Consider the following 14,010-nt stretch of genomic DNA (forward strand, 5'->3'; position numbering starts at 1 on the left):
ATCTGCGGGTAATACGGCTTCTAAACAAGCCAAGAAACAGGGTCAGCGGGGGTCAACCTCCGCTGATCCTGTTTCCGTTTCCCCATCCCCCAAGTCGCGCAAACCCGGCCAGAACGACCCGCTCATGGTCGTGCCGGCGAAGCCAGGCTCCAGCAACTCGGGTCTCCTCGAGATCAAACCGGGTGCGGGCACTGCCACTCATAAGGCCGCCAGCAAGAATGCCGCCGCGACCGATCAGTATTGGCTTAACTATTACAAGACCCACGAAGAAGAGCCGAAGGACCTGAGGGAGAAGGTCTCGCTCCTGAATGTGAACAAGAAAACACAGGATGTCGAAGGCGCCCTCAAGGGGTATCTCACCTATCATTCCAAGAATGCCGAGCCCTGGATGTATGAGGCCCTCGCCCTCGCCATCAAGATGAACAAGGGGAAGGATTCCGACATCCAGTCCGCGCTCGGCCATGCGGCCGACCTGGCCGAGGCGAGCCAGAACCCCAACTACCTCGTCAGCGTAGCCGACCTGATGTTCATCCACGGCTACGACCAGCGCGTGGGCAAGCTCCTCGACCAGGCGATGGACAAGATCCCCCATCGCGGCGAGCCGATGATCATGTCGATCAACCTCGCCCAGCGGACGAAGGACCCGAAGCGCATGGCGACCTCGGTCGACCGGCTCCTCTCGCTCGGCTGGCCTGGCATCGACGACCAGATCCGTCGCGACGCGAGGCAACAGGTCGAGACCCTCGCCAAGTCCCTCCGCGACGAGGGGCAAAACGAGGAAGCGGACGCCATGACCCAGCGCCTGACCGACTCGGAGACGCGAGATCTCTTCGTGCGGCTGAGCTGGTCGGGAGACGCCGACCTAGACCTCGCCGTCGACGAGCCCCTCGGAGCCACCGCGCACTACCAAACGCCCCGCACGGTCTTCGGCGGCTCGATCGTCCGGAACGGCTACGGCAAGCACCCCGAAGAGGTCTACGTCTGCCCCAGAGCCTTCGACGGCCAGTACACGATCCGGGTCGAGACGATCTACAACAACCCGGAAAAGCCGGCGCTCCAGGCGACGATCGAGGTCTTCACTCACGAAGGCGCGAGCGACGAGAAGAAGGAGACGAAGACGATCAACATCGGCAGCAAGTCGCCCGCCCCGCTCGTCGTCACGCTGAAGGGGGGCCGCCGCAAGGAGGTCCTGCCGTTCCTGGCTCCGACCCCCATCCCGACGCCCGTCATCGCCTCGCAAAAGAAGGCCGATGTCGCCAAGGCGCAGACGAAGACCCCCGCCACTCCCAAGGCCGGCAAGCCCGATCAGGGCAAGGCCAAGCCTCGTTGATGACGAGGGTCGGTTTGATTCTCGGGACGAACCGCCGCGGGGGCCTCGATCAGAGGACCCCAGCGGTGATCTCCGAGAGGGCGGCGATGAAGGTCTCGATCTCCTCGACCGTCGTGAACGGCCCAGGGCTGAGACGCAAGGTCCCGTCCGGGAACGTCCCCAGGGCCTGGTGGGCGTAGGGCGAACAGTGCAGGCCGGGCCGGACGGCGATCTCGAAGCTCGCGTCGAGGATCGAGCCGAGGTCCTGCGGCGTGAGCGTGTCGGGGACGATCAGGGAGAGGGCCCCGACGTGCGTGGCCGGATCCCAGCGCCCGGCGATGCTCCAACCTTCGGCGGCCTCCGCCCAGGCGACCACGCGCTCGAGCAGCGAGACCTCGTGGAGCCGGAGCGAGTCGACCCCGCGCTCGGCGACCCAGGCGATGCCGGCGGCCAGGCCGGCGACCCCCAGCACGTTGGGAGTCCCCCCCTCGTAGTAGTACGGCAGGAGCGTCGGCTGCGTCTCGCTCGACGAGTCGCCGCCGGTGCCCCCTTCGCGCCAGGTGCGGAGCTTGGCCGCGCGAGGCCCGACATACAGCGCCCCGGTCCCCGTGGGACCGTAGAGGCACTTGTGGCCGGGGAAGGCGAGCAGGTCGATCGGAGTGGCCTTCAGGTCAATCGGCACGACCCCGGCTGACTGGGCGGCGTCGACGAGGAACAAGGCGCCCGACTCCCGGACGATCGGCGCGATCGCCTCGATCGGCTGGACGGTCCCGAGCACGTTGGAGGCATGCGTCAGGGCGACGAGCGTCGTCTTCGGCGTGAGTGCAGCCTTGATCGTCTCGGGGTTGAGGTAACCTCGCTCCGAGGCGACTCGCGTCAGGGTGATGACGCCGGCCTTCTCCAGCGCCCGCAGTGGGCGGCTCACCGAGTTGTGCTCGAGGTCCGACGTGATGACATGGTCGCCGGGGTTCACGCTCCCCTTGATCGCCATGTTCAGGCCGTCGGTGCAGTTGAGCGTGAAGATCCAGCGCTCGGGGGTCTCACCTCGGAAGAACTGGTTGAGCGCGTGTCGCGTGTCGTCGAGCGTACGCTCGGCCGAGACCGCCATGCGGTGCCCTGCGCGTCCGGGGTTCGCCAGGCTCGTGCGGGCGAACTTATCCAGGGCCTGATAGACCGGCTCGGGCTTGGGGAAACTGGTCGCGGCGTTGTCGAGATAGATCATGGCAAAGAACCCCGTGAGAGCGATCCGCGGTCGAGTCGAACTCGTCTCGGCCTGGGCCCGGAGGCTCTCCCCATTCAAGGGGGGATGGCCGGGCCCGGCGCGATCCGACCTGTTCAACCCGGCCGGCTCAGCTCCCCACAAACTGGGCGTAGAGCGTCCGGGCCTTGGTGATGTCGTTGGTTCCCTTGATGATCGCGCGACCGTCGGGGAAGACCGTGAACTCGTGGCCTTCCGCCGCGAAGCGGAGCATGAAGTTGTTGTGCCGCACTTCGCCCAGGGGGGACAACCGGGTCGCGAGTTCGGGGAAGTTGAGCGGCTCGGCGCGTCGGGTGGCGATCTGGACCGCGTTGCGGCCGCAGAGCGTGGTCGTGTGGGAGCCGAGAGCCCCGTCGAGCCACTCGAACTTGCGCTGACGACAGCAAGGGCAGTCCACCTTGCCGAGCAGGCCGGCCACCTTGAGACGGCGGAAGCTCCACTCCCAGATGTCGACCATGATCAGCTCGTTGTTCAGGGCGTCGGTCGCGCCGCTGAGGAGCTTGATGGCCTCGATGGCCTCGAACGAGGCGATGACCGAGACCGCGGGGCCGAGCACGCCGGCCGTCTCGCAGGTGGGGGTCATGCCCGGCGGCGGGCTCGTCTCGATCAGGCAGCGGATGCAGGGGGTCTTGCCCGGGATGATGGTCATCGTCTGACCTTCGCTCCCGATGACGCCGCCGAAGATCCAGGGCTTGTCGAGCTTCACCGCCGCGTCGTTGATGAGGTAGCGGGTCTCGAAGTTGTCGGTGCCGTCGAGGATCAGGTCGGCGTCCGAGACGAGGTCGAGGATGTTCGTGTGGTCGATGTCGGTCACGACCGACTCGATCGACACCGCGCTGTTGATCAGGCGGAGCTTGCGTGCGGCGGCCTCGGCCTTCGGGAGATTGTCCGCGACGTCCGTCTCGTCGAAGAGGATCTGGCGCTGGAGGTTGTGCGTCTCGATGAAGTCGCGGTCGACGATCCGGATGTGGCCGACGCCCGCGCGGACCAGGTGATTGGCGAGGACCGTGCCCAGGGCGCCGCAGCCGCAGATCGTGACGCGGCTCTGCATCAACTTGCGCTGACCTGCTTCTCCGAGAGCCGGGAAACGGACCTGGCGGCTGTACCGATCGAGCGGGTCTGGCGAGGCGGCGGACATGAGCGATTCCCTGGGCTTTGGGCCTTGCTAAGAGTCGATTCGGGTCGTTCGTATCAAATCAAATCAAGATCACTGGACTCGAAAGGCATCAACAGGAGGTCGACGGCCGATCTCAGCCGCCGGCGACGGCCGGGATGATGTCGACGACGTCGCGGTCGGCGACGGGCGTCTCGAGGTCTTCGAGGAAGCGGATGTCTTCGCTGTTCACGTAAACATTCACGTACTGCTGGAGCTCTCCGCTCGCGCTGAAGATCCGCTTGTGGAACTCGGGGTAGCGGGTGCCGAGGTCGCTGAGGATCGCGCCCACGGTGGCCCCCTGGGCCTCGACGCGGGTCTGCCCATCGGTGTGGGGGCGGAGCGGGGTGGGGATGGTGACGACGGGCATGTTGCTGAACCTTCTGGCTAGCCAGGCTAGGAAACGTTGGGGGCGAAGGAAGAGGAGAGGGGTCCGCCCTCGGACCGGCCTCGCCTTGGCCATCTCATTCATTTTATTGTACGGCAGGACCCAGCCGCTTCGGGGCGGGTCCTGCCCGTGGATGTTGCCCGTTCGCGGCGACGGGGCATCCCGACGACGCCGGGGCTGGGCTCGCGCCCTCGCCGGTTTGGCTGCCGGCGTCGGGCGGCCTCGCTCAGGCTCAGGCCGTCGTGGCCGTGAGCTCGTTGGCTTCGACCCCGACCAGGGCCTCGAACTCGTCGAGCGACGGCTTGATGACGACCGGCTTGGCGATCTTGCCCAGCAAGGCCTCCTGCGTCTTCAGGCCGTTGCCCGTGATGCAGAGGACGGTCGAGCCGTCGCGATCGATCTTGCCCTGGGCGATCAACTTCTGGGCAACCGCGACGGTCACGCCGCCGGCGGTCTCGGCCCAGATCCCTTCGGTCTCGGCCAGCAGTCGCATCGCGGAGACGATCGCGTCGTCGTCCACGTCCTCGCTCCAGCCGCCCGTGTCTCGGATCAGCTTGGAGGCGAAGTAGCCGTCGGCGGGATCGCCGATGGCGAGGCTCTTGGCGATCGTGTTCGGGTTCCGGACCGGCTTGACCTTCAGGGCGTCGGTCTTGACCGTGTTCGAGATCGGGTTGCAGCCGGTGGCCTGGGCACCGTACATCTTGGTGTTGACGGGCCCTTCGATCAGGCCGAGGAGCTCCAGCTCCTTGAACGACTTGTGCAGCTTGCCGATCAGGCTGCCGCCGGCCATCGGGGCGACGACGTGGTCGGGGATCTTCCAGCCGAGGTCTTCGGCAATCTCGAAGCCCATCGACTTCGAACCTTCGGCGTAGAAGGGGCGGAGGTTGACGTTCACGAAGCCCCAGCCGAACCGGAAGGCGATCTGCGAGCAGAGCCGGTTGACGTGGTCGTAGTTCCCCTCGATGGCGATGACCTTCGCGCCATAGATGGTCGCCCCCAGCACCTTGCCCTGCTCGAGGCCGTCGGGGATCAGGACGTAGGCCTTCAGGCCGGCCGCGGCGGCGTTGGCCGCCACGCTGCCGGCGAGGTTGCCGGTCGAGGCGCAACCGACCGTCTCGAACCCGAGCTCGACCGCCTTGGACAGCGCCACGGCGACGACACGATCCTTGAACGAGAGCGACGGGTGGCTGACGGCGTCATTCTTGACGTAGAGCTCGCGGACGCCCAGCGCCTCGGCGAGGCGGTCCGCCTTGATCAAGGGGGTGCAGCCGACGTGCTTGCCGACGGTCGGCTCGCCGTCAAGCGGCAGGAGCTCGCGATACCGCCACATCGTCCGGGGTCGGGCTTCGATCGCCTTGCGGGTGAAGGATCTGGCGACCGCCTCGTAGTCGTATGCGACTTCGAGAGGGCCGAAGTCCTCCGTGCAGAAGTTCAACGCTTCTTTGGGGTACAACTTGCCGCAGAGGCGACACTTCAAGCCTTGGACGAGATCTCCAGACACCGGCAATTCTCCTGTGGTCCTCTCCGCAACCGTGGGCAGACGGCCGCGAGGCGGGACGGTGAGATAGAACGATTACCCCGAGGGATAAACGCCCCGATGCGCGATGATCCAGAACTCATGAGGGGAGACGAATGGAATGGATGAGGTAGGCCGAAGGCGAGCCGTTTTGCGATGAAAACGAAGATTCGCCGGAGGCCATCTTATCTATCCCATCGGCACATCGAGCGTTTCAGCGTCGATGCACTGGGCAGGAGTTAGCACCAGCATTCACCCGATGGTGAACCGGTTGCTGTGGCGTCGCAGGGCCCGTCCCTCAGCCACTCTGGATAAGATGCGCACCAAATTGTGATCGAGTTACTGTATGCCGATGGGCGACCATCCGTCAAGTCCCCGCGATGCGGGACCGCCGAATTTCAACGCTCATACACAAGCCCAAAACGAGCACGGCGGCCATGTTGAGGCCGCCGCACCCGGTCATCTCGGATGATGTTTCAAGCCGGCTTGGGCTCAACCCTGGAGCTTGGCCTTGACGTGGGCGAGGGCCTTCTCGAGGGCCTCGGCGACCTTGCTCGGATCTTTGCCGCCGGCCTGGGCGAGGTCGGGCCGGCCACCGCCGCCGCCCCCCACCACCGGGGCCACGTCCTTGAGCCAGTGGCCGGCGTTCAGGACCTTACTCTCGACGATGTCGGGGGTCAGGCCCGCGGCCAGGTTCACCTTGCCGTCGACCACCGAGGCCAGCAGGACGGCCAGGCCCGTGCCCACCTTACGCCTGAGGACGTCAATCAACTGGCGGAGGTCGTCGGGCGAGACGTTCTCGAGGGCGTGTGCGATGACCTTCAAGTCATTCACGGCCGTCGCCGAGGCGAGCAGCTCGTCGGGGGACGCCTTGGTGGACGGCCCCTCGGCTTTCCGCTGCTTGGCCTCTTTCTTGAGGGTCTTGATCTCCTCGAGGATCGTGTTGACGCGATCGACGACCATCGCCGGCGAGACCTTGAGGCTCTGGGCGACCTCGGAGAGGATCTCCTCCTCCTGGCGGACATAGTCGATCGCCGCCTGACCCGTCAGCGCCGTGATGCGCCTGACACCCGCCGAGACCGATTCCTCGGAGACGATCTTGAACAGGCCGACCTGGCCGACGTTGTCCAGGTGTGTGCCGCCGCAGAGCTCGCGAGAGAACTCGCCCATCTTCACGACGCGGACGATATCCGGGTACTTCTCGCCGAAGAGGGCCATCGCGCCGAGCGACCGGGCCTCTTCGATCGGCATCGTCGACCAGGAGACGTCCTCGCCCAGGAGCACGCGTTGATTGACCGTCTCCTCGACCAGTCGCAAGCGATCGCGGCCGACCGCCTCCGGATTCGAGAAGTCGAAGCGGAGCCGGTCCGGCTCGACCTTGCTCCCCGCCTGCTGCGCGTGCTTGCCGAGGTGCGTGTGGAGCGCGTGGTGGAGCACGTGGGTCGCCGAGTGGGCGCGGCGGATCGCCTGACGCCTCGTCGGGTCGACCACGGCCTTGGCGCGATTCCCCACCGCAACCTTGCCCTCGACGACGTTGCCGATGTGGATCGTGAAGTCGTTATCTTTCTTCGTATCGATGACCTGGAAGACGAAGCCCTCGCCCCGGATCTCGCCGAGGTCGCCGACCTGCCCGCCGCTCTCGCCATAGAAGGGCGTGCGATCCAGGATCAGGGCCACGGGCGTGGTCCCGCCGACCTGGGCCGAATCGGCGAGGTTCTTCTGCTCGATGATCCCGATCACCTCCGAATCCGATTCGGTGGTCTCGTAACCGAGGAACTCGCTGCCCCGGTGGTAGGACTTCTTGAGCGTATCGAGCGGCCCCGTCGCGAAGACGGCGGCCGCCTCGGTCGTGCCTCGCGAGATGGCCCCGTGCTTGTCAGACGCCTCCTCGAAGGCCTTCATGTCGACGCGGAGGTTCTGGTCGTTCGCCAGGCTCTCGGTGACCTCGATGGGAATACCGTAGGTCGAGTGCAGCACGAACGCCTCGGCACCCGAGAAGGTGTCCGAGCCGGCGGCCTTCGTCTTGCTGAAGGTGTCGTTGAGGCGCTTGAGCCCGTTCTCCAGGTTATTGAGGAACTGCTCTTCTTCCTCCCGCACGACGGTCTGGATGCGCTTGACGCTCTCCTGAAGCTCCGGATAGGGGCGCTTCATCACGTCGGCAACCGTCGGGATGATCTGGTAGAGGAACGGCTCGCGATATCCCATCTGGTAGGCGTCGAGCACCGCGCGACGCAGCAGACGCCGGATCACATATCCCTGCTTCTGCTTGTCGGGCTTGACGTTCTCGTGGATGCAGAAGGTCAAGGCGCGGGAGTGATCCGCCATCCGGCGGATCCGGATGCCGTCGAGGCTGCTCGCGTCATACTTGACGCTCAACTGGTCGGAGACCGCGGCGACGATCGGCTTGAAGATGTCGGTCGCGAAGACGGTCGGCACCCCCTGCAAGCAGGCCGCCGCGCGCTCAAGGCCCATGCCCGTGTCGATGTTCTTGCTGGGCAGGGGCTCGAGCTGCCCGGGCCCGACGCGGTTGAACTGGGTGAAGACGAGGTTCCAGATCTCGACTTCCTTGGGGCCGTTGCCGTGATAGAAGATCTCGGAGCAGGGGCCGCAGACCCCGTCGGGGCCGTGCGTCGGCGCGCCCGCCGGCCAGAAGTTGTCGTCCTCTCCCATGCGGGTGATCCGCGAGGCGGGGACCTTGATCTCGTCGTGCCAGATGTTGAACGCTTCGTCGTCGTCGAGGTAGACCGTGATCGTGAGCCGCTCGCGGTCCATCTTGAGGACCTTGGTGAGGAACTCCCAGGCCCAGTGGATCGCCTCGCGCTTGAAGTAGTCGCCGAAGCTGAAGTTCCCGAGCATTTCGAAGAATGTCTCGTGGAACGACGTCTTGCCGACGTTCTCGATGTCGCCGGTGCGGATGCACTTCTGGCACGTCGTCGCGCGGGTGAAGTTCGGGTCTCCGAGGCCCATGAACTCCCGCTTGAACTGGTTCATGCCTGCCGGCGTGAACAACACGGTCGGGTCGTTCGGGACCAGCACGTCGCTGGGACGGCGGACGCAGCCCTTGGAGACGAAGAAGTCGAGATATGCTTCGCGAAGTTCGTCGGTAGTCATGGGAAAAGTCGTTTACTTGAGTCCTAGGGCTGGGTCACGCACAAGAGACAGACGATTCGGGAGCGGCCTCATCTCGGCCCCTCCGTCGGGGCCGGTCCTCAACGCTCGGGGACCTACCTCCACGGAGAACCTTAATCGGAAACCGGGTTCGGACGCCTGGCGGATTCGCAACGGATTCTACGCCCTGAGCGCCGACAATGCGATAATGGCGAGTCCGGGATGGACCGCCTGGCCGACCCGAGGCCTATAAACCTCGGGGCCGGCAGCTTTCCGGCCCTATTTGACCGTGACGGGGCCGATATCGGTCAACACAGTGACGGGGCCGTCGCGACCGGCGATCGCCTTCGAGAATTCCGCCGGGCTGCGGACGGGCTTGCCCTCGACGGATCGGATCAACTGCCCCTGCTTGAGCCCGGCCTTCTCGGCGGGAGAGCCCGTCTCGACCTCGACGATGACCACTCCCCCCATGGAGAGGGCGCCGACGAAGTCGCCGCCGAGCATCCGCGTGGGCAGCGTGCTTGTAAAGTCGACCCGGGCGCCTCGCCAGGGCAGGGGACGGTTCGTGGCGATCACCTCGCCGTCGACCCTGAACTTGGCCAGCTCCACCGTGCGCTCGATCGTCTCGTTGCGGCGGCGGATCTTGAGCGGAATCTGAGTGCCGACCGGCACCGAGTTGATCGCCAGCACGAGGTCGTCGACGTCGTGCAGTTCCCTGTCGCCGACGGAGAGGATCTGGTCATCGAGCAGGATGCCCCCCATCGCCGCGGGCGAACCCGGCTGGGCCTGGGTCACGCGGGTCGTCCTGGTCTGACGATCGAGGCCGATGCCGAGGTAGCCGTACTCGACTTCCTTCCCCTCGCGGAGCGCGTTGATGGCCCGCCGCCCCATGGCGTCGATCGGGATCGCGTAGCCGGCCAGGGCGTCGAACCCGGCGGCGTTGGCGCTGCTCGATGTCAGGCCGACCAGCTCTCCCTTCAGGTTGACGACCGCGCCGCCGCTCATGCCGAGGTTGAGCTTGGAGTCGAGCTGCAGGAGCGTCGGGTAATTCTTGAGCGAGAGGGGCTGCGTCTCGTCGAGCTGCTCGATCCGGCGTGCGATGTTCGAGAGGATCCCCCAACTCGCCGAGGGTCGCCCATCCCGGATCGCCGCGTTGAACGGGTTCCCGAGCGCCACGAGGAACGAGCCCTTGCGGAGCTTGGTGGCATCGCCGAGCGAAATCGGCGTGAACTTGAGGGCGCGGGCCGTCCTGACCTCGCGGGGCATGACCACCGCCAGGTCGCTCCTGGGGTCGGCGGCGATGATCTCGGCCTCGAATTCGGGGTTGCCGATCGAGCGGATGTGGATCCGGCTCGCCCCCTTGACCACGTGGAAGGCCGTGAGGATCTCTCCCTTGTCCCCGATCACCACGCCGGAGCCATAATCGAAGGTGAGCGTGTCGGGCCCGAACGGGTCGGACGGAGGCGCGGGATTCTTGCCGCGGATGGCCGTGGTCACGTCGTTCTCGGCCCGCTCCCGGGCGATCGCGACGACCGAGGGCTCCGCCTTGGCGATGGCGTCGGCCAGGGCCGTCTCCAGGGCCGTCGCGACGTCGATCGCCGCCGGTGGGGGGCTGGGTGCGGGGGCAGGTGCGGGATTGTCGGCCCCGAGGACGAGGAGGCAGGCCAACGGGAGTATGTTCGGCATCAACGATCACCTCGCCCGGAGTCCGAGAGGCTCGACATTTCGAATGGAGAGCCCACTTCCTCTTGGGCATCCTCTAATTTATCTTTTCGAGTTCTCGGCGGTTGAGCAACCCAGGATTGCCCGAACCACGACCATTGTCGATGCCTCGGGCATGAGAAATCCCCCCCTGCAATGGTCGGTTGCAAAAGCGTCGAGCGGCAGTTGACTTCCCCAAGCCTCCATCGGATAGTGGATGCATTGGGTCATCGAGAAAGAGCTTCCGTGCTGCGATCGCGAGGCTTTTGATGCCGCTTTGGGGCTCGCATCGGCGGTAGCACTCCGCTCGGCGCAAGACGCGGCCCATGAGCGAGTCAGTCACCGTTCATTGGTTCAAGCCAACACATCACATGACGGCGATTTCACCCTCCAGGGAGATACCGGCGATGCCGACGTTGCCCCAATCGATGGTCCTTGGGAGCGGACGGGCGAAGGCGTGGATCCTGTTCGTGGTGGGGGTCCTGTTCACCCTGTCCCTGATGCCGGCACCGGCCGCCCGGGCGCAAGAGCCCGCCAAGGACGAGGCGGCGAAGGCCGCCGCTGCGCCCGCCCCCGCCGCGGCGGGGAGCACAAGCGACGTCGCCCCCCCCAAGACCAAGTCGATGCTCCGCTGGGCGCTCGAGGCGTCGGGCCCCATCGGCGTCTTCCTGCTCTGCCTCTCGGTCTACTTCACCTCGGTCGTCATCAAGCTCTTCCTGGAGATGCGGGTGAGCGAGAACGTCCCGCCTGCGCTCGTCGAGAAGATGGAGGCGGCGATCCGCGACCGCAAGTTCCAGGAGCTCTACGACGCCTGCCGCGACAACGAATCGTTCCTGGCCAAGGTCGTCCGCACGGGCGTCGCCAACCTGCCCAACGGCCGCCCCGAGGCCAAGGAAGCCATGAACGCCGTGACCGACGAGATCGTCACCGGCATGGAATCCAAGATCAGCTACCTCGCCATCATCGGGCAGCTCGGGCCGATGATCGGGCTGGTCGGCACGATCTGGGGCATGATCATGAGCTTCCAGGAAATCGCCACCGCCGCCGGCTCTCAGCCCAAGCCCGAGAAGGTGGCCGAGGGGATCTCGACGGCCCTCTTCATCACGCTCGAAGGGGTGGCCCTGGCCGTCCCGGCGATCTTCTTCTTCTCCTTCTTCCGGAACCGGATCGCGACGATCGCCATGGAGGTCACCAAGGTGGCCGACCGCACGATCGCCTCGCTGGTCCAGGCCGCCAAGCAGTCCAAGACCGTCTGATCGGACCGGATCCGGACGGGCACAACGAGCAGGAAGTGGAGAGGAGACGCGACCATGTCCGCCTCGATGAGTTCCGAGATGTCGGCGGAGCCCAATCTCACCCCCTTGCTGGACGTCGTCTTCCAGTTGATCACGTTCTTCATGCTCGTGATCAACTTCAGCAACGAGAACTACGACCAGCGCATCAAGCTGCCGGTGGCGGGCTCGGCCCAGCCCACCGAAGATGGGCAGAAGGGGGTCGACGAAGACCGGCTGGTCCTCAACATCAGCAACCAGGGGCACCTCCTGGTCAACGGCAAGGACCTGCCGTCCGATAAGGCCGGCGCGGAGATCCGGCACCTGGCGGACCTCACCCGCCGCAACCTGGACGCGGCCGGGGTCAAGAAGTCTGCCGACCTGCCCACGACGATCATCCTCCGGGCCGACAAGGGCACCGAGTTCTCCGACCTGTACGCCCTGATCACGCAGTGCCAGGCCAATGGCTTCCGCAAATTCGCCCTCAAGGCGATGAGCGGAGAATAATGACGCCGATCGGTTCCTCCCAGCGGATCCATTCAGCTTTGCGGGGGTTATTCTCTTGAGCCAGAATCGTGGCCGGAAGAAGAAAGCTCACACGAGCCTGGAAATCCCCGTCACGCCCATGCTCGACATGGCCTTCCAGTTGCTCACCTTCTTCATCCTGACCTATCACCCGATGCCGTCCGAGGTCCAGTTCGTCATGAACCTGATGCCGGCGGCCCCCGCCACCGACATCAACGCCCAGCAGCCCGAGGCGGCCGAGGCCAATCCCGACCTCCCCGCCTCGCTCAAGACCCTGGAGACCACCTTGCGGGCCGGGGAAGGGGGCTCGCTCGGCCGGATCATCCTCGGTGAGAATGAGATCCAGGGGGGCCTCGACGCCCTGAAACGCGAGCTCGACGCCAACTTGACCGACCCGACCCTCCCCTTCGAGCAGACCCTGCTGAAGGTCGACCCCGAGCTCAAGTACGACGCCTTGATGAAGGTGATCGACGTCTTCTCCAAGGCCTTCTCAGACGCGAAGAAGGAGCCCAAGGTCGCCTTCGCCGAGCTGAGCGCCGAGGAGAAGGCCGCGCAGTGATCGCCCGGCAACCCTGCGGGATCGGGCCCTCGGGGCGTCGGGCAACGCCAACACGGAGCGTCCGGGGAAGAGGGCCGTCATGAGCCAGTCGAACACGTTCTTCCGCGGGTCGGAGTTCCCGAGGCTCCTCGTCCTGCTCGCGATCCTCGTCGGCGGCTCGGCCCTGCTCTACGCCTACCTCTACGACCGCGACAAGGGGATCGACGGCGGCCCCGTGGCCACCGTCCCCCTCACGCCGATCGTGCCGGACAGGTCGACCGAGTTCGAGACGGTCGAGGATAAGACCTCGATCGGCCTCCGCGACATGGCGGCCTACAAGAAGCTCCTGCAGCAGGCCGAGAAGCGCACGCCGGTCGAGCTCGACAAGGAGAGCCGACGCGACGTCCTCTCGATCCAGATCTGGGAGCATCCCAACAGCTACCGAGGCGTGCCCATCCACATCCTCGGCACCGTCCTCCGCGTCATGACCTACGAGAGCAAGCTCGTCCCCTCGGGCCGCCTGTACGAGGCCTGGATGGTGACCTCCGACAGCCAGCGCAACTTCTATGTCTGCGTCTTCGAGGACGCGCCGAAAGGGTTCCCGGTCGGCGACAACATCTCGGAGCGGGTGGTCTTCAACGGCTACTTCCTCAAGCTGATGAAGTACCAGTCGGGCAAGGACCTGGGCTACTACTCCTCGCCCGTCCTGATCGGCCGGATCGGCTGGAACGCCCCCACCAAGGCTCCCGCCGACAAAACGCCCGGCCCGGTGAAGTGGATGGCCGTCGCCGTGGCCCTGATGTTCGTCCTCTCATTCTTCCGCTGGCTAGGGGGCCTGCGCAAGTCCTTCGCCCCGAGGTCGATCGCTTCGACCCTCCGCGAGCGCCCCACCGAAGAGATCTCGCCCGAGGACCTCGCCGCCTGGGTCCAGAGCGTCCCGCAAGAGGAAGCCGAGATCGGCGAGGACGAGCCGCCTCGCCACGACGGCAAGGCCTGATCGCCCGGCTTCCGCCCATCGAACCGCAAGCATTCCTTCCTGCATCGAACTTCGATCGACCGTAGACAGCTCGTTCGCGTCCCACAAATAACACACATGTCGAACAAAAATATCATCAATTCTATCCATAAAGTCATAATTCTTTACGAACCGAAGTATTCAGCGATCTCCGGTATGACTTGGTCGCGCACTCCCTTCAAAGTCTGTGGATTTAATCCCAAGGATCGAATGCGAGGGTTTGGAAAA

11 protein-coding genes and 1 riboswitch are annotated in these 14,010 nt (G+C 65.4%); of the genes, 5 read left to right on the forward strand and 6 right to left on the reverse strand.

What is annotated here, in order from left to right; all coding sequences use genetic code 11:
* Positions 1-124 precede the first annotated feature (124 nt).
* A complete protein-coding gene (locus tag ACOYYX_RS10815; protein WP_422929936.1) occupies positions 125-1,330 on the forward strand; it encodes a hypothetical protein in 1,206 nt (401 codons plus the stop codon).
* Positions 1,331-1,379: 49 nt separating this feature from the next.
* On the opposite strand, the gene ACOYYX_RS10820 is transcribed toward ACOYYX_RS10815, so the two are convergent.
* The 6 genes from ACOYYX_RS10820 to ACOYYX_RS10845 all read right to left on the reverse strand — a co-directional run bounded on the left by ACOYYX_RS10820 (position 1,380) and on the right by ACOYYX_RS10845 (position 10,418).
* Positions 1,380-2,531 (reverse strand): aminotransferase class V-fold PLP-dependent enzyme, encoded by a 1,152-nt coding sequence (locus ACOYYX_RS10820; protein WP_422929937.1) that lies wholly within the window; start codon positions 2,529-2,531, stop codon positions 1,380-1,382.
* 127 nt (positions 2,532-2,658) lie between these two features.
* Entirely contained in the window at positions 2,659-3,705 is a 1,047-nt protein-coding gene (locus ACOYYX_RS10825) for a ThiF family adenylyltransferase (protein WP_422929938.1), read from the reverse strand.
* 112 nt (positions 3,706-3,817) lie between these two features.
* On the reverse strand, positions 3,818-4,090 hold the full coding sequence (locus tag ACOYYX_RS10830) for a ubiquitin-like small modifier protein 1 (protein WP_422929939.1): 273 nt from the start codon (positions 4,088-4,090) through the stop codon (positions 3,818-3,820).
* 250 nt (positions 4,091-4,340) lie between these two features.
* The gene (thrC, locus tag ACOYYX_RS10835; protein ID WP_422929940.1) at positions 4,341-5,609 is read right to left on the reverse strand and encodes a threonine synthase; all 1,269 of its coding nucleotides are present in this window, start codon (positions 5,607-5,609) and stop codon (positions 4,341-4,343) included.
* A 197-nt stretch (positions 5,610-5,806) separates the two neighbouring features.
* Positions 5,807-5,942: riboswitch (SAM riboswitch) on the reverse strand.
* Positions 5,943-6,116: 174 nt separating this feature from the next.
* Positions 6,117-8,735, reverse strand: coding sequence for an alanine--tRNA ligase (gene alaS, locus ACOYYX_RS10840; RefSeq protein WP_422929941.1), 2,619 nt, complete (start codon positions 8,733-8,735; stop codon positions 6,117-6,119).
* Between the two features lie 276 nt (positions 8,736-9,011).
* Complete coding sequence (locus ACOYYX_RS10845; RefSeq protein ID WP_422929942.1) at positions 9,012-10,418, reverse strand: trypsin-like peptidase domain-containing protein; 1,407 nt, start codon at positions 10,416-10,418, stop codon at positions 9,012-9,014.
* Between the two features lie 422 nt (positions 10,419-10,840).
* Between ACOYYX_RS10845 and ACOYYX_RS10850 the strand changes: the two genes are divergently transcribed.
* The 4 genes from ACOYYX_RS10850 (at position 10,841) to ACOYYX_RS10865 (ending at position 13,764) form a co-directional block, all read left to right on the forward strand.
* Complete coding sequence (locus ACOYYX_RS10850) at positions 10,841-11,689, forward strand: MotA/TolQ/ExbB proton channel family protein (protein ID WP_422929943.1); 849 nt, start codon at positions 10,841-10,843, stop codon at positions 11,687-11,689.
* Between the two features lie 54 nt (positions 11,690-11,743).
* Positions 11,744-12,211, forward strand: coding sequence for an ExbD/TolR family protein (locus tag ACOYYX_RS10855; RefSeq protein WP_422929944.1), 468 nt, complete (start codon positions 11,744-11,746; stop codon positions 12,209-12,211).
* 55 nt (positions 12,212-12,266) lie between these two features.
* On the forward strand, positions 12,267-12,788 hold the full coding sequence (locus ACOYYX_RS10860; RefSeq protein WP_422929945.1) for an ExbD/TolR family protein: 522 nt from the start codon (positions 12,267-12,269) through the stop codon (positions 12,786-12,788).
* Between the two features lie 79 nt (positions 12,789-12,867).
* Entirely contained in the window at positions 12,868-13,764 is an 897-nt protein-coding gene (locus ACOYYX_RS10865; protein WP_422929946.1) for a hypothetical protein, read from the forward strand.
* Positions 13,765-14,010 lie beyond the last annotated feature (246 nt).

The organism is Singulisphaera chitinilytica, from assembly GCF_049331405.1.
In the GTDB taxonomy this organism is placed as follows: domain Bacteria; phylum Planctomycetota; class Planctomycetia; order Isosphaerales; family Isosphaeraceae; genus PoT.